This window comes from Streptomyces sp. NPDC001599 (genome assembly GCF_042893535.1).
Taxonomy (GTDB): domain Bacteria; phylum Actinomycetota; class Actinomycetes; order Streptomycetales; family Streptomycetaceae; genus Streptomyces.
In genome coordinates, this window is the sequence record NZ_JBIAVA010000007.1 from 43,754 (window position 1) to 66,722 (window position 22,969).

Here is a 22,969-nt window from a genome sequence, read left to right on the forward strand (position 1 = left end):
GACGCGGCGCTAGACCTGGGCCCGGCCCTGTCGCCGGGCCTCCGCCAGGCGGCCGGTGCCCACCTCGACGGACGTCCGGGTGGCTGCGTCGGCCGGTTCGCCGAGGGTGCCGTTGGTGAGGCTGATCGCGTCGTCGCCGAGGCGGACGGCGACCAGGTCGACGGTGAGGATCTCGTCGCGGGCGTCCCCGCCGGAGCCGTCGTCCGGCGCGGTGCCGCCCACCGTCACCCGCAGTCCCCGGCGGGCGTCCCCCGCCTCCGGCAGGGTCAGGCCGGTGACGCGGACGTCCCGGGCGGTGCCTCGGGCGGGCCGGGCCGTGAAGTGCCCGCACGTGTCCGGCAGCGTCCCGAGCCACGCCAGGGTCCGGTCGAGGTCGGCGGCGCGGTAGGAGGTGACGCGGTAGTGCAGCTGGGCCCCGTCCTCCGCGTCGTCCAGGGCGGCCGTGGCGCGGGGCGCGGTGGCGGCGCCCGCGCCGAAGAGGTCCTCGGTGTAGAGGATGTCCAGCAGCCGTCGGCAGTCGGGCCGTTCGGCGGTGGCCTTGAGCAGTTCGTCGCGCCAGGTCGCGGCACCCCGCGTCGGCTCCCACCCCTCCCCCAGGTCGGCCGCCGTGACCAGGGCCGCCCGCGCCTGCCCCCGGGTGAGCACCGGCGGCAGATCGGGTGACGGAAGCGCGGCGGGTGACTGCGCGGTCGGCGGCACCGGACGGACCGGCCGGCCCGTCCCCCGCCCGCCGACGGCACAGGCGCTCGCCGCCAGCACCAGCACCGCCGCCATCGCGGCACCGAGCAGCGGACGGAGGGCGGCGCGGTGCGGCGGGTGGACGGTGGGGCCGAGGGGCGGGTGAACGGGGGCGACGAGTGCCGGGCGGGTGGCGGTGCCGACCGGCGGAGGGGCGGTGTCGCCGAGCAGCGGGCAGGTGGCGGTGCCGAGTGGCGGGCGGGGCGTACGGGTGTGTGGCGGGCGGGGCGTACGGGTGTGTGACGGGCGGGCGGCGGGGGCGTGCTGCATCGGTGCCTCCTGGAGGGCCGGTGCGACCGGCGCCGTTCAGGATCGGTCACGCTTCCACGGCACCACCGTCCCGGGCCCGCCACCAGCGTGCGCGGCCGTCCGGGTGAGCGTGCCGGGCGACCGCGCGGACCGCTTACAGGCCCAGCCACACCGTCGTGTCCGGGCCCAGCCGGCCGTCCTCCAGGGGCGCGCTGCTGAGCAGTACCTCACCGGCCGGCAGGTCGACCGCGGTGCCGGAGAGGTTGGTGACGCAGCGCCAGCCGTCCGAGCGGTCGAACCGCAGCACCCCCGCCGGTACGTCGTCCGACCAGGTCAGCGACTCGCCGTCGAGCAGCTTGCGGCGCAGGCGCAGCGCCGTGCGGTACAGCTCCAGCGTCGAGCCCGCCACCCCGTCCTGGGCCTGGACCGCGTACGCCGCGAAGCCCGGCGGCTGCGGCAGCCACGCCGCGCCCGCACCGAAGCCGTACGAGGGCCCCTCCGTCGTCCAGGGCAGCGGCACCCGGCAGCCGTCGCGGCCCTTGCGGACGTGGCCGGTCTGCTCCCAGATCGGGTCCTGGAGGACCTCGGTGGGCAGGTCGGCCACCTCGGGCAGCCCCAGCTCCTCGCCCTGGTAGAGGTAGGCCGAGCCGGGCAGCGCCAGCATCAGCAGCGTCGCCGCGCGGCCCCGGCGCAGTCCGGCCGCCGGGTCGACGGCGGGCGCGTGGCCGCCGGACAGCAGCCAGGCGTCGGTGTCCGTGCCCGGGGGCAGGACCAGGCGGGTGGCGTGCCGGACGACGTCGTGGTTGGACAGCACCCAGGTCGCCGAGGCGCCCGCGGCCCGCGCGTCGGCCAGCGAGCCGGTGATGACCTCGCGCAGCTCGGCCGCGTCCCAGCCGGTCTGGAGGTACTCGAAGTTGAAGGCCTGGCCGAGTTCGTCCGGACGGGCGTACAGCACGCGCCGGGGGCCCGGGACCCAGGCCTCGGCGACGGCCGTGCGGGGCGGGGTGTAGGCGTCGAGGATCTTGCGCCAGTCGCGGTAGACCTCGTGGACGTCGTCGCGGTCGTAGAACGGGTGGGTGCCCGGCGCGAACCGGTCCAGGGCCGCCTCGCCGCTCAGCTCGGGGGCGCCCAGGTCGCGCAGCGGCTCGGTCAGGTCCTTGACCAGCGCGTGCGCGACGTCGACGCGGAAGCCGTCGACGCCCCGGTCGCACCAGAACTTCAGCGTGGTCCGGAAGTCGGCGCGGACCTGTTCGTTCTCCCAGTTCAGGTCGGGCTGCTGGGGCGCGAACAGGTGCAGGTACCACTGTCCGTCGGGCACCCGCTGCCAGGCGCTGCCGCCGAAGACGGACTGCCAGTCGGTGGGCGGCAGTTCGCCGTGCGCGCCGCGGCCGTCGCGGAAGACGTACCGGTCGCGGGCGGCCGACCCGGGACCGGCGGCCAGGGCCTCCCGGAACCAGGCGTGGCGGTGCGAGGTGTGGTTGGGCACCAGGTCGACGATCACCTTCAGGCCCAGCCGGTGGGCCTCGGCGGCCATGGCGTCGAAGTCGTCCAGCGTGCCCAGGCGCGGGTCGACGTCGCGGTAGTCGTCGACGTCGTAGCCGCCGTCGGCGAGTTCGGACGGGTAGAACGGGCTGAGCCACAGGGCGTCGACGCCGAGGGCGGCGAGGTGGGTCAGGCGCTGGGTGACGCCGCGCAGGTCGCCGAGCCCGTCGCCGTCGGCGTCGGCGAAGCTGCGGGGATAGACCTGGTAGATGACGGCCTGCCGCCACCAGTTGGGGTCCTTGGACGACAGGTCGGGGGTGCTGGCGGTGCTGCGTACGGTCACGCGGCCTCCTTCGCGATGCGTGCGGGCGACACGAACTGATCTGGTACGTCTGTCCAGATCACCCGAAAAGGGAACCCGTGCGCCCGCGACGCGCCGGTGACTACGCCTCCGTGCGCTCGACCGTGCCGAGGTACAGGTCCACGTACCGGGCCACGTCCACGTCCAACGCCACGTCGACCAGGGCCTGTTCGCGCATGCCGTCGTGCAGTTCGGACTCCCCGACGCGCAGCCGCCGGTCGACCAGGGTCTGGCCGCGGGCGGGGCCGGGGGCCAGGGACACCTCGACGGGCAGCCGGTGCGTGGTCAGGCCCGCCGGGTCGATCACCGCGCAGACCGCGCCCGCGTCGCCGAGCCCGCCGCCGGGGTCCGTGGCGTCGGTGGCGGGGCCGCGGTGGGCGAGCAGCTCCCCGGCGAGCCGGGTGCCGGGCTCGGCGCTCGCGCGCAGCCGCCGGACGTCCGGGCCGGGCACGATCACGCGCTCGAACACGTCGAGCCCGTACATCGTGATCGGCACCCCGGCGGTGAGCAGGATCGCGGCCGCCTCGGGGTCGTGCCACACGTTGAACTCGGCGACCGGCGTCGCGTTCCCGGTGGCCACCGCGCCGCCCATGAACACGATCCGCTCGATGTTGGCGGTGACCTCCGGGTGGGTGCGCAGCAGCAGCGCGATGTTGGTCAGCGGCGCGGTGGGGATCAGGGTGACCGGCCGCGGGGAGGCGAGGATCTCCCGGCGCAGCAGCGTCACCGCGTCCACGTCGGCGGGGGCGCGGGTGGGCGCGGGCAGCCCGAGGTCGCCCATGCCGTCGGCCCCGTGCACGTGCCGCGCGGTGCGCACGCCCTCGATCAGCGGCCGCTCGGCACCCCGGGCGACGGGGACGTCCGGGGCACCGGCCCGCTCCAGCACGGTCAGCGTGTTCCGCACGACCCCCGCCACGTCGGTGTTCCCGGCCACGCAGGTGACCGCGCGCAGGTCGAGGCGCGGGTGCCGGACCGCCAGCAGCAGGGCCAGGGCGTCGTCGATGCCGGTGTCGCAGTCGATGATCACCGGAATGGGCTGCTGCTGCTCGGAGACGGTGCTCACGGCCGGGGGCTCCTTGTACTTCGCGGGGACGCCGATGCCGGTGACCCTACGCGGGCCCGGGCGGGTCCCCGCGGCTCGGCACCACGACGGCGCCTGCCCGCCCGGCGCGCGGCGCACGGACGCCGCGGCCCCCCGGCGCGGGCAGGCGGGGTCGCGCGGCTCGGGCCGCGTGTCCCGTCCGGTCCGCGGGCGGCCGCGGCGGCTCGGCGCCGGGTGCGCGGGTCCGCCCCGGCGGCCGGTGCGCAGGGGCCGCGGTCCCCGGCGCGGAACGCCGGGTCCGTGGCCCCGCACGGGGAGCGCGGGCTCAGTCGGACGGCCACAGCTCGGGGCCGCGTGCCGCGACGCGGGCGGTGATGCGGTGCAGCAGCTCGGTGCCGGACAGTTGCCCCGGCCTGCGGCCGTCGCGCAGGCGTACGTCGACGAGGTCGCCGTGCTGCGCCTCCCGGGCGCCGATCACCGCCTGGTACGGCACCTTCCGCGCCGCCCGGACCCGGGCACCGAGGCTGCCGCGCTCCGGGTCGGCGACCTCGGCGCGCAGGCCCAGGCCGTCGGCCTGCCGCAGAAGGGCGTACGCCGCCTCCCGCTGCGCCCCGGCCACCGGCAGCACCACCAGCTGCACCGGGGCCAGCCACGCCGGGAACGCGCCGCCGTGCACTTCGATCAGGTGGGCGACCGCTCGTTCCACGCTGCCGATGATGCTGCGGTGCACCATGACCGGGCGGTGCCTGGCGCCGTCGGGGCCGAGGTAGCGCAGGCCGAAGCGTTCGGGCTGGTGGAAGTCGATCTGGACGGTGGACAAGGTGGACTCGCGTCCGGCCGCGTCCTCGATCTGCACGTCGATCTTGGGGCCGTAGAAGGCGGCCTCGCCCTCCACCGCCTCGTACGGCAGCCCCTCCAGGGCCTCGCGGAGCAGCGCGGTGGCCCGCCGCCACAGCTCCGGGTCGGCGACGTACTTGCCGCCGGGACCCGGCAGGGACAGGCGGTGGCGGGCGGCCCGGATGCCGAGGTCGGCGTGGGCGCGGCGGATGAGCCCGAGGGCGGCGCGGGCCTCGGCGGCGGCCTGGTCCGGGGTGCAGAAGATGTGGGCGTCGTTGAGGTGGATGGCCCGCACGCGGGTCAGTCCGCCGAGGACGCCGGAGGGTTCGGAGCGGTACATGGCGCCCAGCTCGGCGATGCGCAGGGGCAGTTCGCGGTGGCTGCGGGCGCGGGAGCGGTAGACCAGGGCGTGGTGCGGGCACAGGCTCGGGCGCAGCACGACCTCCTCGGCGCCCAGCTGCATCGGCGGGAACATGTCGTCGCGGTAGTGCTCCCAGTGCCCCGAGATCTCGTACAGCTCGCGTTTGCCGAGGACGGGCGAGTAGACGTGCCGGTAGCCGGCCCGGCGCTCCGCCTCGCGGACGTACTCCTCCAGGGTGTGGCGCACGACCGCGCCGTCGGGCAGCCAGTACGGCAGGCCGGCGCCCATGAGGGGGTCGGTGTCGAACAGCGCCAGTTCGCGGCCGAGCCGCCGGTGGTCCTCGTGGTGCATCGTGGTCTCCCTCGGAATCGTCCACAGGACGAGCACCACGCGACGAAGCCCCGGGGCGCTCGCCCCGGGGCTTCGGACTTCTGGTCAGCAGTCAGCGCGCCGGGACGGTACCCGGCGTCGTCTCCAAGAAGGGGCTGACGTGCGTCATGCGGACGACGGTACGGGGACGCCGGGCGCGGACGCGAGCCGATTTCCCCGGCCCGCCCGCGGAGGCGTCAGCGCACGATCGCCAGCTCGTGCGAGGTGGTGTTGAGCCGTCGGCCCCCGTCCTCCGTACAGGTCACGACGTCCTCGATGCGGACGCCGAAGCGGTCCGGGAGGTGGATGCCGGGCTCGATGGAGAAGCACATGCCCGGTTCGAGGGGCTGTTCCTCGCCCTCCACCAGATAGGGCGGCTCGTGGGTGGTGACGCCGACGCCGTGGCCGGTGCGGTGCGCGCCGTGCCCGGCGTGCCCGGCCTCCTCGATCACCGCGCGGGCCGCCCGGTCGACCTCCTGGCAGGACACCCCGGGCCGCACCGCCTCGAAGGCCGCCCGCTGTGCGGCCCGGACGGTCTCGTGGACCCGGCGCTCCTCGTCCGTCGGTGCCCCGACGTGGACGGTGCGGGCGATGTCGAAGCCGTAGCCGTCCTTGAGGCCGCCGAAGTCCAGGACGACCATGTCCCCGTCCCCCATGATCCGGTCGCCGGGCCGGTGGTGCGGGTCGGCCGCGTGGGGTCCGGCGCCGACCACCGTGAAGTCGACGCGGCTGTGGCCGTGCGCGCGCAGCAGCCCGGCCAGGTCGGTGGCCAGCTCGCGCTCGCTGCGCCCGCCGAAACGCAGCCCGAGGACCTCCTCGTACGCGGTGTCCGCCGCCGCTGCCGCGGCCGTCAGCCGGGCCACCTCCTGCTCGTCCTTCACCGCGCGCCGCATGGGCAGCACGACGGACAGCGGCTGGTAGGTGGCCAGCGGCAGGGACGCCTGGAGGCAGAGCAGGTGCAGGGCCCACGTCGCGTCGGAGACGGCGTACCGGCCGTGCGGGCGCAGCAGACCGGCCGCGGCGGCGTAGGCGTCCTGCCCCTCCCACCAGTCGGAGACCCGTATCGCGCCCGCGCCGGGGGCCGCCTCGGCGGACGGGCGGTCGATCGCGGGCACCAGCAGCCGGGGCTGGGAGGTGGCGGTGAGGACGAGGAGGGTGAGGCGTTCGGTGGGGGCGGTGGGCCGGTAGCCGCACAGCCACACCAGGTCGGGGCCGGGGGTCACCAGCACTCCGGCGAGCCCGAGGGCGGCGGCCTCGTAGGCGGTGCGGTCCATGCGGGCCGCGTAGACCTCGTCCGTGAAGGCGCCGGGGGCGGCGTCACCCACGGCCTCAGACGTGTCCCGGCCCACCGCTGCCGAAGGCCCCGCTCGACCCCGGGAGCCAGCGGCGCCGCTTCTGGTCCTCGCCGCGGCGGCTGCCCGAGTGGTGCAGCTCGTAGGGCATGAGCCGCGGGCTCCCGTCGTTGTTCAGTGGGATCTCGTCGGGTTCGCGCATCTCGCGCTCCTCGTGGACGGCCCCGGTGTCCGGGAGGTGCGGCTGTTCGTCGGCGCGGGGGCGGTCCGGCTCCCGGTCCATGACCCGCATGCCGACGCGTACGGCCCAGACCAACGCCCCGGCGATCACCAGTCCGATGATGAAGACCACTGTCACTTTGGCTCCGCCCGAGGGCGCGGCCAGCAGTACATACGTTGCCGTACTCATGTTCTGATTATGTACCCCCAAATGAGATAAAGCGCCTGATATGTCCCTTCCTGTGTCCTTGCCGGTGTCCATGCCTGTGTCCTGACGCGCGAACCCGCGATTGGGGCGGGCCGGTGGCTGGTACACGGTCGGCACGGGGCGCTGCCGGCCTCGGGCCGCCGTCCGTCCCGCGTCACCGGTGGAAGGAGCAGCCCATGACCGCGCCGTTGACGGCGGACGCCCATGAGTACGGGCTGGTCGGGGACGGCGCCGCCGACGACCGGCCGGCCCTTCAGGAGCTGGTGGACGCGCTGGGCGACGCCACCGCCGAGGACGGGCGGCCGCGCACGGTGCGCGTGCCCACCGGGCGGTACGTGATCCGGAACGAGCCGGTGCTCTGGCGCAGCGGCGTCTCGCTGATCGGCGCCGGACGGCGCCACCTGCTTCGAGCTCTCCGACCGTTCCTGTTCAGTGAGCAGGAGTGAGTCTTGGACCCATTCCCGTGCACTGCGGACATCCCGAACGGACTCCCCGTCCGCCTGCACGAACCAGCGTGCCGCCTCCCACCGCTCACGCCACCGGGCCTCGGTGAGCCCGGCATCCGTCAGATGGTGCCGCGCGCGGGCCAGCCGCTTGCCACCCCGCACCACGCACACCCGCCCGGCCTCCCAGTCCACGCGTGCCCGCGCCAGCCGGTCCTCCAGCACGTGCAGGCGCCGGGCCTTGGCATGCCACTCCCGCCGACTGCGATAACCACCAGGAGCACGCTTCGCCCCCTTCTCCCCGATCGGGAGCGACAGCCGGTGGTCCAGCGTCCGCACCCCCGCCTCCAACGACTGGAGATACGCGTGGGCACTACGCCGGGCCAGCGCCCACTGATCATGCGACGCCTTGGTGATCGCACCCGCCCAACGGGCCGACGAATGGGGTGTCAGCGCGCGCTTGCGCACCGCCCACGCCCCGGCATCATGATCCAGCCCGTCACGACAGCGCGCTGTCAGGTCACGGGACGCGAGTGCGCCCAGATGCGCGCCGACCTGCCGCAGTACCTCCACGTCGGTGGTGGTGAGCTGCTTGAGTCGGGTACGCACCGCCACCCCGGACGGGCCCGGCACGACGAACGGCCAACCCCGGTGCCCTCGGCCGTCAGGGTGCCCGCAGGGCGTCCACCGCGATCCGGGCCGCGGTGCCGATCACCGCGTCCGCCGCCGGGAGTACGGCCGCGGTGTGGGCGGTGCGGGTGAAGACGGCCACGGCGTAGCGGCCGCCGTCGGGGTACTCGACGACGCCGACCTCGTTGCGCAGGGTGGGCAGGCTGCCGGTCTTGCCGGCCACGTGCACGTCGTCGAAGGGGAAGCCCGAGGCCAGGCGGTGCGGCCACACCTGGAGTCCCATGATCCGGCGCATCGCGGCGCCGTACTCGGGCGGGCAGGCCTCGTCCCGCCACATCGCGCCGAGCAGACGCGTCATGTCCCGGGGAGTGCTGTGGTTGGTGCGGGCCGGGTCCAGGGCGCGCAGCCGGGTGATGACGTGCGGGTCGGTCAGCGCCCGGGCACCCTCGGGCCCGGCGTCCTCGCGCATGGTGCCCAGCATCTCGCCGAAGCCGTGCACCGCCCGCGTCCGGGTGAGGCCGAGCCGGGCCGTGGTGCGGTTGACGGCGTCCAGGCCGACCCGGCGCAGCAGCAGGTCGGCGGCGGTGTTGTCGCTGACGGACATCATCAGGAACGCGGCGTCGCGCAGGGACAGCAGGACCGGGTCGAGCATGGCCGCGAGTCCGGTGGGCCCCGGGGTGCGTCCGGTCGGCGGGCACTCGATCCGCTCGGTGAGGTCCAGCTCCCCGGCCGCCGCCAGCTCGTGCAGCGTCACCAGCACGCACAGCTTGTGGACACTGGCCGTGCAGACCAGCTGGTCCGCCCCGGCCCCGACCTGCGCCCCCGAGTCGATGTCCACGGCGTGCAGCCACCCGGTGACCCCGGCATCGGCGAACGCGGCGTCCAGCCGGGCGGCGGCGACGGTGTCGGTCATGACCGGCCCTCCGATGCCGCGCCGGGCCCCACCGGCCGGGCGGTCGTGGCGGTGCGGGCCCCGGTCCGGGCGCGCGTGTTTCGGTGGGCGCCGCGGAGGGCGGTGTCGGCGGTAGTGGTCGGGCCTTCGGTGCCGGGGCCGGCACCTGCTGTCCGGGCGGTCGTGGCGGTGCACGCCCCGGTCCGGCCACGCGTGTTTCGGAGGGCGTCGCCGTGGGTGTGCGGGCGGGTGCGGCCCGCCGGGCGTGGGTGGTCGGCGCCGGCCGGGGTGGAGGGGTGCGCCGGGCGGAGGGCGAAGGCGGCGGTGTCGGTCAAAGCCAGTACTCCGATGCCGGGCGAAGGTGCAGGGGCCGGGCCGGTGCCTCGGAGTGGGCGCCGGCCGTGGTGCGCAGGGCGTGGGTGGCCGCGTCCGCGAAGGCGCCGACGGCGGCGTCGCCACGCCCCCTGGGCCAGGCCGCGGAGTGCCGCCAGGCGGGCGGGGCCCCGGCCAGCGGGCGCCAGACCAGGTCCTGGTCGCCGGGGGCCACGAGCCGGGTGTCGCGGGGGCCGAGGGCGACGGCCCCGGACGACAGGACCAGGCCGCGGACGAAGCTCGCGCCTTGGCCGTGCCGTACCGCGGCGGGCGTGTAGCCGCCCCGGGCGCAGGCGGTGAGCAGGTCGTCGTAGACCGCGGGCGCGTCGGCGCGCGGGAAGAGGACCAGGTCGTAGCCGGTGAGGGCGGCGAGCGGCACGGCGTCCAGCTCCGTCTGGGGCGCACCGTGCGGCAGCAGGACGCCGAGGTCGCGGCGGAGCACCGGGCCCAGTTCCAGGCCGGTGACGTCGCACGGGTGGTGGATGAGGCCGACGTCCAGCTCGTGGGCGGCGAACCCGGCGAGCTGCTGGGCGGTGGTCAGCTCGTGCAGCTCCAGTTCGAGGCCCGCGTGCCGGCGGCGGAAGTCGGCCAGCAGCGCGGCGACGGTCTCGCCGGAGATGTCGGGGGACAGGGCGGCGCGCAGCAGACCGCTCTCGCCGTCCCGGATGCGGCGCGCCGCGGTCCGCAGCGACTCGGCGCGGGCCAGCAGCTCACGGGCCTCGGCGAGCAGCAGCGTGCCCGCCTCGGTGATCGTCACCTGCCGGCTGGTGCGCTCGAAGAGCCGGACGCCCAGCTCCTTCTCCAGCCGCTGGATGCGCTGCGACAGGGGCGGCTGGGCCATGCCGAGCCGGGCCGCGGCACGCCCGAAGTGTGACTCTTCTGCAACAGCCACGAAGCACTCCAGGTGCCGCACCAGGTCCACGACCAGTAATCATATCGGGGATTGATCGATCCGACATTCATATCGGTCTTGGACAGGGGCTCTACGGGGTTGCTCTCCTCGGGCCATGCGCTCCTTCCGTGACCGTGACCGCGCCGGTGACCGCGTCCGTGACCGTGTCTGTGCCCGTGCCCCCGCGCTCCGCGCCCGTCGGTGGCCCGGCGCGCTCGCCCTCGCCCTCGTCCTCCCCCTGGCCGGCTGCGCCACCGACGCCGACGCCGGCCGTCCGGAGGCGGCCGCGTCGAGCGGCCCGTCCACCACCGCCACCGCCTCCGGCAGCGGCGCGGGCAGCGGTGCGGCCACCGCGGCGCCGGAGGTCCGCGCCCAGCTCCGGGTGGACGGTGACACCCGCCAGTACCTCCTGCATCGGCCCCCCGACCCCACCCCTGCCGCCGACGGCGACGACGGCCCGAGGCCCCTCCTCATCGCCTTCCACGGCCGTGGCGCCGACGCCGCCGAACTGCGGGCGAAGACCCGGCTGGAGCGGGCCGCCACCGCGCGCGGCATGCTCGTCGCCTTTCCCGAGGGCCTCGGCCACGGCTGGGGCGCGGGCACACGGGCGACGAAGCAGCGCCCGGACCCCGGCCTGGACGTGCGGTTCACCGAGGCGCTGATCAAACACCTGGTCCGCACCGAGCGGGCCGACCCCGGTCAGGTGTACGTCGCCGGGTTCTCCAACGGCGGCTCGATGGCCCTGCGCATGGCCGCCGAACGCCCCGCCCTGCTGGCGGGTGCGGCCTCGGTCTCCGGCCAGTTGCCCACGGGCGACGCCGCGATGGAGCCGACCGGGCCCGTCCCGGTCATGGTCGTCTACGGCGCCGACGACCCCGTACGGCCCCTCGCGGGCCTGCCGTCCCCGCCCCCGGATCCCGAGGAGCCGATCCTGCCGACCCGGTCGGCCCGGGACAGCGCGGCGGCGTTCGCGGCGGCCGGGGGCGCGGGCGAGCCGGTCACGCGGGCGGAGAAGGGCTACGACCGGACGGTGTGGCGGCTCGGGAACGAGGCCCCCGGTGGCTCCCGGCGGACCGACGGCACCGTGCAACTCCTCGTCGTCGACGACGCCGGTCACACCTGGCCCGGCTCGACCGTCCCGCCGCCCGAGGGGTTCGGTCCCGTCAGCGAGGCCCTCGACGCCACCGACACGATCCTCGACTTCCTCACCGGCACCGGCCGCTGACCGACAAGGACCTTCCCATGCCCGACGCTCCTCACCTCACCTCGCCCCACCTCACCCCTCCCCGCCGCCGCGGGCCCCGCAACGGTGTGCGGGCCGTCGCCGCCGTGGGTGTCGTCCTCGCGATCGCCGCGGGCGGTTCGTACGCCGCCGGGTTCGGCCCCTTCGCGCGCGGCGACGACGGACCCGACCCCGCCGCGATGAAACAGGCGCGCGCCTTCCTCGCCGACTGGGCCGCCGGCCGCCTGCCGAGCGCGGCCGGACGCACCACCGAGCCCGGCAAGGCGCAGGAGGTGCTCCAGAGCTTCACCGCGGGACTCGACATCGAGAAACCGAGGCTGACGGCGGCGGACGACGGAGTGCAGGAGGACGAGGACGGCACCCTCGGCGTCCCCTTCACCGCCCGGATGCCGGTCACCGGCCTGGGCACCTGGACGTACGAGTCGGAGCTGCCGCTGCGGGAGCAGGACGGCGGCGGCTGGAAGGTGGACTGGCGGCTGTCGCTGGTGCACCCGCGGCTGAGCGGGACGGAGAAGTTCCGTCTGGAGCGCGAGGAGAGCGCCCCGCCGAAGGTCACGGACCGCGCGGGGGTCTCCCTCGTGGGCGCCGACTACCCGTCCCTGGCCCCGCTCCTGGGCCGGCTCGCCGGTGACGCGGGCGGCGGCGGTCCGCGCGGCGCGGTCGAGCTGGTCGACCGGGCCACCGGCGAGACCGTGCGCACCGAGGCGTCCTTCGGCAAGGAGCCCGACCCGGCGACGGCGGACCGGCCCGTGCGCACCACCCTGGATGCCGGCTGGCAGGCCGCCGCCGAGAAGGCCCTCGGGGAGGCCGACGGCAAGAACGCCTCCCTCGTCGCCCTGCGCGTCGACAACGGCGAGGTCCTCGCCCTCGCCAACTCGCCCTCTTCCGGCTTCAACCGGGCCGCCTCCGGCACCTACGCGCCCGGCTCCACCTGGAAGATCGTCACCAGCAGCGCCCTGCTGCTCAAAGATGCGGTCGCGCCCGACGAGGTCGTGGACTGCCCCAAGTACCTGACGGTCGGCAAGGAGTTCCACAACGTGGAGACCTCCGAACACCCCGGCGCCACCTTCCGCAAGGACTTCACGGAGTCCTGCAACACCGCCTTCATCAGCCTGCGAGGCAAGCTCGACGACGGGGAGCTGGGAAAGGTCGCGCGCACCTACTTCGGGGTGGGCCAGGAGTGGCACGTCGGCATCCCGACGTACGACGGCTCGGTGCCGGCGCCCAAGGACGAGACGGAGAAGGCCGCGTCGATGATCGGGCAGGGCCGCGTCCAGGCCAACCCCCTGATCATGGCGTCGGTGACGGCCACCGCGGTCTCCGGCGAGTTCCACCAGCCGTCCGTCACCGCGGGCAACGAGGACGGGACCCGCACCGAGCCGCTCCCCGACGAGGTCGTCACCCAGCTGCGCGGGCTGATGCGGGCCACCGTCACCGACGGCACCGCGCGCGTCCTGGCCGACCTGCCGGGCGAGATCGGCGCCAAGACCGGCACCGCCGAGGTCTCCGACGACCAGGACAACAACGGCTGGCTGGTCGCCCACCGGGGCAACGTCGCCGTCGCCGTGGTCGTGGAGGAGGGCGTCACGGGCGGCGGCTCGGCGGGGCCGATCGTGCACAGCCTGCTGTCGGCCGTACCGGAGGACCCGTCCTGAGCCGTCCTGAGCCCGTCCTGCCTGAGTCCGTCCTGAGCGGGATCAGCCGAGCCGCACCGGCAGTTCCGTCAGCCCCCGCAGCAGGGTGCTGGTGCGCCAGGTGAGCGTCGCCGGGTCGGCGGCGAGGGCGAGCGCGGGATGCCGGTCGAGCAGCAGGCGTACGGCGACGGCGGCCTCGACGCGGGCCAGCGGGGCGCCCAGGCAGTGGTGCGGGCCGTGGCCGAAGCCGAGGTGGCCCTGCGGGCGGCGGCCGATGTCGAAGCGGTCGGGGTGGGGGAAGTGCGCCGGGTCGCGGGAGGCGGCGGCGAGGGAGACGAGCACCGAGTCGCCCGCCGCGATCGCGGTGCCCGCCAGCTCCAGCGGCTCGGCCGCGAAACGGAACGCGGAGGCGTGGACGGGTGAGTGGTACCGCAGCGACTCCTCCACGGCGGCCCCGGTCAGTTCCGGTTCGGCGCGCAGGCGGGCGAGCTGGTCGGGGTGGGTGAGCAGGCCGTGGACGGTGGCGGAGATCAGGTTGACGGTCGTCTCGTGCCCGGCGACGAGGATGAGGAAGGCCATGCCGAGCAGTTCCCCGGCGGTGAGCCCGCCGCTGTCGGCGGCGCCGACCAGGTCGCCGAGCAGCGTGCCGTCCGGGGTGCGGCGCTTGGCGTCGGTCAGCTCGGTGAGGTAGCCGGTCAGCGCGGTCGCCGCCGCCCCGGCCGCCTCGGGCGAAGTGGGCATGACCAGCTCGTCCGACCAGGTGTGGAAGCCCTGGCGGTCGGCCTCGGGCACGCCCAGCAGCTCGCAGATGACGGTGACGGGCAGCGGCAGCGCGTACCGGGCGACCAGGTCGGTGGTGCCCGCTCGCGGCAGCGCGTCCAGCAGCTCGTCCGCGATGCGCTCGACGCGCGGGCGCAGGGCGGCGGCCCGGCCCGGCGTGAAGTGTCCGGCGACCAGGCGGCGCAGCCGCGTGTGCTGCGGCGGGTCGCTCTGGAGCATGTTGTGGCCGATGGCGTGCCCGCCGTCGCTCTGCCAGGACGCGGAGTGCCGGATGTCGTTGCGCAGCCGGGGATCGGTGAGCGCGACCCGAGCCGCCTCGCGCGTCACCACCAGCCAGCTCTCCCCGCAGCCCGGCACGAGCACCCGGTGCACGGCACCCCGGGCCCGCAGGGCGGCCAGTTCCTCGAGGGTGGGCGCGGTCATGGGGCCTCCTGGGGAAGACAACTAAACGGGGAGTAGTCCCCATTTCATCGGCCGACGATAGCATCGGCGTTCGGAGCACGGGGAGCACTCCCCGGTTCGTACGATCCGGAGGATGAGGATGACCGTCGGCGCACGCGACGGAGCGCCCCGGCAGCGACGCGACGCGCGGCGCAACCGGGAGCTTCTGCTGGAGGCGGCCCACGAGGTGTTCACCGAGCAGGGGCTGGACGCGGCGCTGGACGTGATCGCGCGCCGGGCGGGGGTGGGCAACGCGACGCTCTACCGCCACTTCCCCACGCGTGCCGCCCTGGTGGACGCCGTGTTCCGGGACTCGCTGACCGGCACGATGGACGCCGGGGAGCGGGCCAGGAAGGCGCCGGACGCGTGGGCGGGGCTCACCGGCTATCTGGAGGTGGTCTTCGGCACCCTGGCCGCGGACCGGGGCTCCAACGACCTCATGACCACGCACCTGCGGGGTGTCGACAGCCTGGAGGCCGTGCACGAGCACAACCGCCGGACCGTGGACACGCTGCTGACCCGCCTGCGGGAGGAGGGCACCGTCCGCGCCGACGTCACCACCGAGGACGTCCTGTTCGGGCTCGCGGCGCTCGGCCGCGCCGTCCCGGCACTGACCGCCGCGACCGCGGCCGCGACGGCTGCCGGGTCCGCGACCACGACGGCTGCCGGGTCCGCGGCCGTACCCGCGCCGGACGCCTGGCGTCGCCCCCTCGCGCTGTTCCTGGGCGGCCTGCGCACCGCACCGGCCGCCGCGGCCCTGCCCGTGCCCGCGCTCACCGCCGCCGAACTCGGCGAGGTCCTGCGCGAGCTGGGCCCGCACCGCACCCGCGCCGGGGACCGCGGGCCCGGCGCGTGAGACGGGCCGGGCTCAGCCCCGGGGGCCGGTGCCCGTGTCGGCGCCGCTGCCGGTACCGGTGCCGGGGTCCTCGCGCTTGACCGTCTCCCCCGGGATGACGCGCGGCGTCCCCGGCTCGTCCGCGTCCCTCGCCGCGCGGGCCTCGGACTTGAGGATGCGGGCCGACTTGCCCGCCGAGCGGGTCAGCTCGGGGAGCTTCTTGACGGCCAGGACGGCCGCGACGACGACGAGAATGATCGCGAGCTCGCTGAGTCCGAACACGGCGCTCTCCTGATGGACGTACGGTGCGGGCCCGCGGCACGGGCCCGCGCACGGAATCTACGGCACGGCCGGCGGGCCCGGCGCCCGCGGGGCCCGCCGGCTCTCAGAGGTCGAACTCGTGCGGCGGCAGGTCGAGGGCGTAGCACGCCTCGCGGACCACGGCGCGCTCGTCCTTGTCGAAGTCCCCGTCGGCGCCGCCGATCACGATGCCGATCTGGACCACGGCCCGTGCCTCGGCGGGCTTCTTCTTCGCCTTGGCGATCTCCTGGAGGATGCCGACCTTGCCGAAGGCGAAGTCGGCGGTCAGCTTGTCCAGGTTCTCCTCGAAGCGGCGGCGCAGGTCGTCGGCGGGGAAGTTCTGCAGCACCTCGTTGGTCGAGATCAGCTGGGCGACCCGCTGCCGCTCCGAGGCGTCGACGGTGCCGTCGGCCGCGGCGACCAGCGCGCACATCGCCATGCTCGCGTCGCGGAAGGCGCCGCTCTTGAGGTCGTTCTTCTTCGCCACGAGCTGCGTCTGCATCTGCGACGCGGACTCCTTGAAGCGGTCCCACAGGGCCATGAGAACTCCGTACTCCGTACCGGTCGGACGGGAAGGGGTGGTCGGGCTGGTCGGCGCTGGTCGGGGAGACCGGGACCCGTCCCGAGCCTCTACAGCACTGTAGAAGTTATCAGCCTTCCCCGTCGTCGGAGTCGTCCTCGAAGAAGTCCCCCACCTCGTCGACGACTTCGGCCGCCACCATCCCCCCGGCGATCCCCGCGGCCCCGGCCACGACGGCCGCGCCGACCCCGGAGTCGTGGCCGTACACCGCGTGGGAGCCGTACGACGCCCGGTGCTCGATCAGCTCCCGCATCCAGCCGTCGACGAGGGCGTCCCAGCCCTGCGGTCCGGCGGGGCCCTCGTGCGGGACGGTGAAGCGGCTGAGCGCGTCGTGCCCGCCGTGGTCGTCGGAGAGCGGGCCGCCGCGCTTGTCCGCCTCCAGCACCACCTCGAGGGCGCCGGGTACGGCCAGGAAGGTCAACTCGATCTCGTCGGCCTGGTGGGCGTAGTGCGGGGGCGGGGTCAGTTCGATCTCCTGGTAGAAGGGCAGCTGCTGCCCGGTGCCGCCGATGCGGCCGTACTCCAGGTCGGCGGAGCGGAAGCCGAAGCCGAGCCGGCCGAGGGCCGCCAGGACGGCCTCCTGGGCCGGGAGTGGTGCCACGGCGAGCGGGTCCAGGTCGCCCCGGTCCCGGGCGCCGGCGACGGCCAGCTCGGTGCGCACGCCGAGCACGACGCCCAGCGGCTGCCCGTACAGCTCGGTGGCCGGGGTCTCCCAGGGCAGCGTCACCGTGAACGGGATGCTCGTCTCCTCGCCGGCCGCGAGCCGGAAGGCGCCGCCGACGACGTGCCGGTCGAAGACGAGCACGCCCTCCCCGTCGCCGTACTCCTCGTGCTCGGTCTCCACGCGGGCCACCAGTTCCAGCGCGACGTGCTCGACGTCGTGGTCGGCGGTGCCGCCGACGAGGTGGACCCGGCCCGACAGGGTGCCTCCCGGCCGGGCGGCGCCCGGGTCGAGCGTCGTGTCCACCGTGGGTCCGCCCACGCCGAGGGAACCGAGCAGCCGCTTGAACACCATCGAGGCGTTCTCTCCTTCACGTTCGTGTGGGGAACAACCGGAGCCGTCCGGCCGTTCTCTACAGGCGAGTAGAAGCATAGGGGCCTCAGGACTCCCGATCTCTTTGCTCGTCCTTTACCATGAGGGGGAACCCTCGGGCGCCCGGCTGGTACCGGTGCCCACCGACCCCGTTAAGGAGTCCCGTTCCGTAATGGAGCCTCCCAGTACCGGCCGTGCCGCGGCCGGCCCGCCAGTGCCCCCGTACGCGCGTGAGGGAAGCGGGGTGGCACGGTGACCGAGGTCCTGCTGCTCCTGCTGGCCCTCCTCCTCACCCTGGCCTGCGCGCTCTTCGTCGCGGCCGAGTTCTCCCTCACCACCGTCGAGCGCTCCGACCTGGAGCGTGCCGCCGAGTCCGGTGAGCGCGGCGCGGACGGCGCCCTGAAAGCCGTACGCTCCCTGACCCTCCAGCTGTCCGGCGCCCAGCTCGGCATCACGGTGACCTCGCTGGTCATCGGCATGCTGGCCGAGCCGTCGATCGCGGTGCTGCTGCGCGGCCCGCTGACGGCGATCGGCCTGGGCGGCGCCGCCTCCACGGTGGCGACCCTGCTCGGCGTGATCCTCTCCACCGTCGTCCTGATGGTCGTCGGCGAACTGGTCCCCAAGAACTGGGCGATCTCCCGCCCGCTGGCCGTCGCGAAGGTCGTCGCGGGTCCGCAGCGCGGCTTCACCACCGCCTTCGGCCCCTTCATCCGGCACCTGAACGACACGGCGAACCGCTTCGTGCGCCGCTTCGGCCTGGAACCGGCCGAGGAGCTGGCCTCCGCCCGCAGCGCCGAGGAGCTGGTCGCCCTCGCCCAGCACTCGGCCGCGGAGGGCGCCCTGGAGGCCGACTCGGCGGAGCTGTTCGTCCGTACGCTCCACCTGAGCGACCTGACCGCGGAGAACGTCATGACCCCGCGTGTGGACGTCAAGGCCCTGGAGGCCCACGCCACCGCCGCCGACGCCGCGAACCTCTCGCACGCCACCGGCCTGTCCCGCTTCCCGGTCTACCGGGACAGCCTGGACGAGGTCGTCGGCACGGTCCACATCCGCGACGTGCTGGCCCTGGAGCCGGAGCGGCGCGGGTCCACCCCCGTCACCGAGCTGGCCACCGCGCCGCTCCTGGTGCCGGACAGCCTGCCCGCCGACCGCCTCCTGGAGCGCATGCGCGCCACCCGCACCATGGCCGTCGTCATCGACGAGTACGGCGGTACGGCGGGCGTCGCGACGGTCGAGGACATCGTCGAGGAGGTCGTCGGCGAGGTGCGCGACGAGCACGACCCGGTCGAGATACCGGACCTGCTGCCCGCCCCCGCGGACCCCGACGGCCGCGCGGCCTGGGAGGCCGACGGCTCGCTGCGCCTGGACCACCTGGAGCGCATCGGCCTGACCGCGCCGGAGGGGCCGTACGAGACCCTGGCCGGCCTGGTCGCCACCCACCTGACCCGCATCCCCGCCAAGGGCGACGTGGTCGCCCTGGACGGCTGGCGCATCGATGTCCTCGACGTCGACCACCACCGCGCAGACCGCCTCCGTGTCACCGCCCCCGCGGCGGACGACGCCCGGCCGGCCTACGAGCAGCCGTCCGGCGAGCGGTCGGCGCGGAACGAGCGGGAGCTGGCCCGATGACCGTCGTACAGCTCTTCATCGGCGCGCTGACGCTGCTGACCAACGCGTTCTTCGTGGGCGCCGAGTTCGCCATGATCTCGGTGCGCCGCAGCCAGATCGAGCCGCGCGCGAAGACGGGCGACAAGCGCGCCCGGATGACCCTGTGGGGCCTTCAGCACATCTCCCAGATGATGGCCACGGCCCAGCTCGGCATCACCGTCTCCTCCCTGGTGCTCGGCGCGGTCGCGGAACCGGCCATCGCGCACCTGATGGAGCCGGTGTTCGAGGCGGTCCACATGCCGCACGCGCTGGTCCACCCGGTCGCCTTCGCGATCGCCCTGGCCCTGGCGACGTACCTGCACATGCTGATCGGCGAGATGATCCCGAAGAACATCGCGCTGGCCGCCCCGGCGACCACCGCGCTGCTCCTGGGCCCGCCGCTGGTCGCCCTCACCCGGGCCCTGAAGCCGGTCGTCTTCGGCATCAACGCCTTCGCCAACACGCTCCTCAAGCTGCTGCGGGTGGAGCCGAAGGACGAGGTCGAGGCCGTCTTCACCGACGACCAGCTGGCCCGCATGGTGGTCGACGCCAGCGAGGCCGGACTGCTCACCCCGGCCGACGGCGAGCGCCTGCGCGACGCGCTGGAGCTGGGCACCCGCCCGGTCGGCGAGATCCTGGTCCCGGCCCAGAAGATGCGCACCGTCCCGCACACGGTCACCCCGGCCGAGCTGGAACGCATGGCCGCCGACGCGGGCTACTCCCGCTTCCCGGTCACCGGCCCCGGCGGCACCGTCCTCGGCTACCTGCACATCAAGGACACCCTGGGCCTGACCGACCGCGAGAGCCCCTTCCCGCGCACGGCCCTGCACCGCGTCACCCGCGTCCGCATCGACACCCCCCTGGACGACACCCTCACCGCCCTGCGCACCGAGGACAGCCACCTGGCCGCCGTCACCGGCGAGACGGGCTCGGTCCTGGGCTTCGTCACGATGGAGGACGTCCTGACGGAACTGGTGGGCCCGACGACGCCGGTGGCCTGACGCCGGGAACCTTCCACCGGTCAGGGTCGTCTCCTCCGGCGACAACGGCATCCGTACCGTCCGAGGAGACGCCCATGGCCATGGTCGGCCTGTTCTGGATCACTGAGGGGTGTGTGTATCTGGGGGCGAAGCCCGCCGGTGCGGCGCCCGGTGTGCGGCTGACCGAGGGCGGGGTGGAGATCCTGGGGGGCGGGCAGGGCGGCCGGTCCTGGGGGTGGGACGAGGTGCGGGGGCTGGACGTGCGCGACGTGGCCGTGCGGTCGGCCGGGCGGCGGCTGGCGTCCATGGCGTTCGACTCGGTCGTCGTGCTGATCACGGGCGACGGCGAGCAGCCGCCGCTCTTCACGGTGCTGGTGGAGACGGAGGGCGACGGCACGGTCGAGGCGAGCGTGCTGGCCGCCGTCACCGGCGGTATCCACACACCCGACGAGTACGACCTCTCCCGTGCCCTTCTGGCCCGCCTCGCCGACGGCACCACCACCGTCGGCGAACTGCTCGCCTGGCGCCGGGACGAGCCCGAGGACGTCGCCCCGACCAAGGACCAGCGCCTGGCGCTGCTGCGGGAGTGGACGGCGGCCTCCGTCTGACGGACGGTCCGGTCACCGACGTAGCCGACCCCCTACCGGGGTATCACCCCCGGCTTGGCTCCCCGGAGTGACGTCCCGGCCCGTACCTGCCTCCTACCTTCCCTCCGTCAGCGTCACGACGAGACGGAGGAGGCGGACGGATGGGTCGCTTCAGAAGGGTCCTGACCACCGCCGTACTGACCACGCTGCTGGTCGGCGGCACGGCCGGCTGGGCCTCGGCCAGCAGTCAGAGCGCGCCCGGCGGCCCGCTGCCCGGCACCGCCGCCTGGCTGGCGGACGACTCCCTCGGCAGGGAGCTGCCGGACCCCGCCACGGCCGCCCCGGACGAGGTGGCGGCGTTCTTCGCCGGTCTGAGCGGCGCCCAGCAGGAGAGACTCGTCGAGGATCACCCCACCGTGGTGGGCAACCTCGACGGCGTCCCCGTGCACCTCCGTTACGAGGCCAACGCGCCCGCGGGGGACCAGGTGCTGGCGTACGACCCGCGCGGGCGGGGGACGATCGCGCGGGTCGCGGGCGACCTGGAGAACGCCGCCCACGTCTCGGTGATCGTCCCGGGCTCGGACATCGACGCCTCGGCCTTCGACCGTACGGCGCAGCGTGCCGCCGACCTCCGGGCGGCGGCGGGCGACGACACGGCCGTCATCGCCTGGGCCGGGTACACGACGCCCTCCGGCATCGGACTCGACCTGGCGACGGGCCGGCTCGCCGAGGCGGGCGCCGAGCGGCTGGTCCGCCTCACCGAGGGGCTGGACGCGGCCGGTCTCCCCGACCCCTCCCTCTTCTGCCACAGCTACGGCTCGGTGGTCTGCGGCCTCGCCGCCGACGACACCGACGCCGAGGACATCGTCGTCATGGGCTCGCCCGGCATGCGCGCCGACGACGTCGGAGCCCTCGGCACCGACGCCCACGTCTGGGCGGCGAAGTCCCCGGACGACTGGATCGACCGCGTCCCCAACGTCGAGTTCCTGGGCCTCGGCCACGGCGCCGACCCCACCTCGCCCGGCTTCGGCGCGACCGTCCTGCCCGCCGACGACGTCCCGGCGCACGACGAGTACTTCGCGCCCGGCACCTCCACCCTGGCCGCGTTCGCGGCGATCGCGGACGGAGAGCGCCCGTGAGGGGGCTCGTGAGGAGGCTGCTCGCCAAGCTCGCCCGGCTCGGCGCCCGGGTCGACGAGCGGACCCCGGCCCACCGCGACCGTGCGATCGACGGCCTGCGCGCGCTGGCGCTGCTGGCCGTCCCGACCGGGCACTGGCTGGTCGGCGGGTTCACCCTGGACGGCGGCGGCGGGCTGCACAACGCCAGTCCGCTGGCCACGTTCGGCGGTCTGGCCCCGGCGAGCTGGGTCCTCCAGATGCTCGGCATCTTCTTCCTCGTCGGCGGCTACTCCTCGTACCTCTCCTACCGGCGTCGCAAGGGGTCGGTCCGGCAGTGGACGATCGGGCGGCTCAGGCGGCTGGGGCGTCCGGTCCTCGGCGTCACGGCCGTATGGGCGCTGCTGCTTCCCCTTCTGCACTACGGCCTCGGTGTGCCGGGCGACACCCTGCACACCGCCGCCACGCTGGTCGTCCAGCCGTTGTGGTTCGTCGGCGTCTACGCCGTGATCACGGCTCTCACGCCGTACTGCGTCCGGGCGTCCGCACGCATGGGCGCCCGGGCCGCGGTGCCGTTGATCGGGTCCGTCGCGGTGGTCGACTTCCTGCGGTACGGGCCCTTCGCGGACGCGATGCCGTCCTGGCTGAGTCTGCTCAATCTGCTGCCGGGCTGGATGTTCGCCTACCAACTGGGCGTGTCCTGGGCGGACGGGCGGATCGGCCGGCGCGGGGCGTGGCTGCTGCTGGCGGGCGGTACGGCGCTGTTCGCCGCGCTGCTGCTCGCCTTCCACTACCCGACGTCGATGGTGGGCGTGCCCGGCGAGGCCCGGACCAACTCCCATCCGCCGTCCCTGCTGGTCCTCGCGCTCGCCGCCGCCCAGTCCGGCGCGGCGATCCTGCTGCGCGACCGGCTGGCCCGGCTGCTGCGGCGGCCCGCCCTGTGGGCACCGGTGGTGATCGTGAACCTGTCGGCGATGACGATCCTGTGCTGGCACCAGACGGCGATGCTCGCCGCCGCCGTCCCCGGCTCGTACTTCGGTGAGATCCCCGGGCTGACCGCCGCACCCGACACGGGCGGCTGGGTCCTGGCGCGGCTGGCCTGGATGCCGCTCTTCGCGGGGCTGCTGGTGGCGATCGCGAAGTACGCCCGGCCGCTGGAGGCCCCGTGGGACCGCACCGGCACGGCACGGCGTGCGGCGGCGACGGTGCTGGCGGCGGGCTTCGGCTGCTTCGCGCTGGCGGCGTGAGCCGGCAACTCCCAGCGCCCCGACCCGACCCGTTTCGACCTGACCGTTTCGACCCGACCCGACCCGACCCGACCCGACCCGCCCCGGCCTGGCCCGGCCCGGCCACCATCCCCGAGCACACCATCAAGGAGCCTCCATGCCCCTGCCCGAGCCCCTGCCT

21 protein-coding genes and 1 pseudogene are annotated in these 22,969 nt (G+C 74.9%); 9 read left to right on the forward strand and 13 right to left on the reverse strand.

The annotated features are described in order from the left end of the window. Positions 1-9: 9 nt before the first annotated feature. From ACFYZ3_RS19045 to ACFYZ3_RS19070, 6 genes are all read right to left on the reverse strand, one after another. Positions 10-1,008, reverse strand: coding sequence for a hypothetical protein (locus tag ACFYZ3_RS19045; protein ID WP_388518849.1), 999 nt, complete (start codon positions 1,006-1,008; stop codon positions 10-12). 133 nt (positions 1,009-1,141) lie between these two features. After that, positions 1,142-2,812 carry a glycoside hydrolase family 13 protein gene (locus ACFYZ3_RS19050; RefSeq protein WP_388518853.1) on the reverse strand — a complete coding sequence of 557 codons (1,671 nt, stop codon included), beginning with the start codon at positions 2,810-2,812 and terminating at the stop codon, positions 1,142-1,144. Between the two features lie 100 nt (positions 2,813-2,912). Beyond that, positions 2,913-3,893 (reverse strand): nucleoside hydrolase, encoded by a 981-nt coding sequence (locus ACFYZ3_RS19055; RefSeq protein WP_388518856.1) that lies wholly within the window; start codon positions 3,891-3,893, stop codon positions 2,913-2,915. 304 nt (positions 3,894-4,197) lie between these two features. Continuing rightward, a complete protein-coding gene (thrS, locus tag ACFYZ3_RS19060) occupies positions 4,198-5,421 on the reverse strand; it encodes a threonine--tRNA ligase (RefSeq protein ID WP_388518859.1) in 1,224 nt (407 codons plus the stop codon). 215 nt (positions 5,422-5,636) lie between these two features. Then, a complete protein-coding gene (locus tag ACFYZ3_RS19065) occupies positions 5,637-6,764 on the reverse strand; it encodes a M24 family metallopeptidase (RefSeq protein WP_388518862.1) in 1,128 nt (375 codons plus the stop codon). Positions 6,765-6,768: 4 nt separating this feature from the next. After that, positions 6,769-7,140: a DUF6479 family protein gene (locus ACFYZ3_RS19070; RefSeq protein WP_162495199.1), complete on the reverse strand. Its 372-nt coding sequence runs from the start codon at positions 7,138-7,140 to the stop codon at positions 6,769-6,771. Between the two features lie 194 nt (positions 7,141-7,334). Here ACFYZ3_RS19070 and ACFYZ3_RS19075 point away from each other — a divergent pair, with 194 nt between their 5' ends. Then, complete coding sequence (locus tag ACFYZ3_RS19075; RefSeq protein ID WP_388518865.1) at positions 7,335-7,604, forward strand: glycosyl hydrolase family 28-related protein; 270 nt, start codon at positions 7,335-7,337, stop codon at positions 7,602-7,604. Positions 7,605-7,643: 39 nt separating this feature from the next. On the opposite strand, the pseudogene ACFYZ3_RS19080 reads toward ACFYZ3_RS19075, so the two are convergent. From ACFYZ3_RS19080 to ACFYZ3_RS19090, 3 genes and pseudogenes are all read right to left on the reverse strand, one after another. After that, positions 7,644-8,216: pseudogene (locus tag ACFYZ3_RS19080) on the reverse strand (hypothetical protein); the annotation flags it as partial. A 49-nt stretch (positions 8,217-8,265) separates the two neighbouring features. Continuing rightward, positions 8,266-9,144: a serine hydrolase gene (locus ACFYZ3_RS19085; RefSeq protein ID WP_388518868.1), complete on the reverse strand. Its 879-nt coding sequence runs from the start codon at positions 9,142-9,144 to the stop codon at positions 8,266-8,268. Positions 9,145-9,454: 310 nt separating this feature from the next. Continuing rightward, on the reverse strand, positions 9,455-10,387 hold the full coding sequence (locus ACFYZ3_RS19090; RefSeq protein WP_388518871.1) for a LysR family transcriptional regulator: 933 nt from the start codon (positions 10,385-10,387) through the stop codon (positions 9,455-9,457). A gap of 115 nt (positions 10,388-10,502) precedes the next feature. On the opposite strand from ACFYZ3_RS19090, the gene ACFYZ3_RS19095 reads away from it, so the two are divergent. Next, complete coding sequence (locus ACFYZ3_RS19095; protein WP_388518874.1) at positions 10,503-11,612, forward strand: alpha/beta hydrolase family esterase; 1,110 nt, start codon at positions 10,503-10,505, stop codon at positions 11,610-11,612. A gap of 17 nt (positions 11,613-11,629) precedes the next feature. Further along, positions 11,630-13,285 carry a penicillin-binding transpeptidase domain-containing protein gene (locus tag ACFYZ3_RS19100; protein WP_388518877.1) on the forward strand — a complete coding sequence of 552 codons (1,656 nt, stop codon included), beginning with the start codon at positions 11,630-11,632 and terminating at the stop codon, positions 13,283-13,285. 42 nt (positions 13,286-13,327) lie between these two features. Here ACFYZ3_RS19100 and ACFYZ3_RS19105 read toward each other — a convergent pair whose 3' ends face one another. Next, positions 13,328-14,467 carry a cytochrome P450 gene (locus ACFYZ3_RS19105; protein ID WP_388518880.1) on the reverse strand — a complete coding sequence of 380 codons (1,140 nt, stop codon included), beginning with the start codon at positions 14,465-14,467 and terminating at the stop codon, positions 13,328-13,330. A 118-nt stretch (positions 14,468-14,585) separates the two neighbouring features. On the opposite strand from ACFYZ3_RS19105, the gene ACFYZ3_RS19110 reads away from it, so the two are divergent. Continuing rightward, a complete protein-coding gene (locus ACFYZ3_RS19110; protein ID WP_388519594.1) occupies positions 14,586-15,341 on the forward strand; it encodes a TetR/AcrR family transcriptional regulator in 756 nt (251 codons plus the stop codon). Between the two features lie 12 nt (positions 15,342-15,353). On the opposite strand, the gene ACFYZ3_RS19115 is transcribed toward ACFYZ3_RS19110, so the two are convergent. The 3 genes from ACFYZ3_RS19115 to ACFYZ3_RS19125 all read right to left on the reverse strand — a co-directional run bounded on the left by ACFYZ3_RS19115 (position 15,354) and on the right by ACFYZ3_RS19125 (position 17,215). Continuing rightward, positions 15,354-15,602: a twin-arginine translocase TatA/TatE family subunit gene (locus tag ACFYZ3_RS19115; protein ID WP_388518883.1), complete on the reverse strand. Its 249-nt coding sequence runs from the start codon at positions 15,600-15,602 to the stop codon at positions 15,354-15,356. 103 nt (positions 15,603-15,705) lie between these two features. Continuing rightward, positions 15,706-16,161, reverse strand: coding sequence for a tellurite resistance TerB family protein (locus ACFYZ3_RS19120; protein ID WP_003975175.1), 456 nt, complete (start codon positions 16,159-16,161; stop codon positions 15,706-15,708). A gap of 109 nt (positions 16,162-16,270) precedes the next feature. Further along, complete coding sequence (locus tag ACFYZ3_RS19125) at positions 16,271-17,215, reverse strand: sporulation protein (protein WP_388518885.1); 945 nt, start codon at positions 17,213-17,215, stop codon at positions 16,271-16,273. Between the two features lie 270 nt (positions 17,216-17,485). On the opposite strand from ACFYZ3_RS19125, the gene ACFYZ3_RS19130 reads away from it, so the two are divergent. From ACFYZ3_RS19130 to ACFYZ3_RS19150, 5 genes are all read left to right on the forward strand, one after another. Continuing rightward, entirely contained in the window at positions 17,486-18,862 is a 1,377-nt protein-coding gene (locus tag ACFYZ3_RS19130) for a hemolysin family protein (protein WP_388518888.1), read from the forward strand. Next, positions 18,859-19,881, forward strand: a complete 1,023-nt coding sequence (locus tag ACFYZ3_RS19135) for a hemolysin family protein (RefSeq protein WP_388518891.1) — start codon at positions 18,859-18,861, stop codon at positions 19,879-19,881. The genes ACFYZ3_RS19130 and ACFYZ3_RS19135 overlap by 4 nt, the downstream gene beginning before the upstream one ends. 74 nt (positions 19,882-19,955) lie before the next feature. After that, on the forward strand, positions 19,956-20,468 hold the full coding sequence (locus ACFYZ3_RS19140) for a hypothetical protein (RefSeq protein ID WP_388518894.1): 513 nt from the start codon (positions 19,956-19,958) through the stop codon (positions 20,466-20,468). A 140-nt stretch (positions 20,469-20,608) separates the two neighbouring features. Next, positions 20,609-21,586 carry an alpha/beta hydrolase gene (locus ACFYZ3_RS19145; protein ID WP_388518896.1) on the forward strand — a complete coding sequence of 326 codons (978 nt, stop codon included), beginning with the start codon at positions 20,609-20,611 and terminating at the stop codon, positions 21,584-21,586. 8 nt (positions 21,587-21,594) lie between these two features. Further along, on the forward strand, positions 21,595-22,809 hold the full coding sequence (locus ACFYZ3_RS19150; RefSeq protein ID WP_388519597.1) for an acyltransferase: 1,215 nt from the start codon (positions 21,595-21,597) through the stop codon (positions 22,807-22,809). Positions 22,810-22,969: the final 160 nt, after the last annotated feature.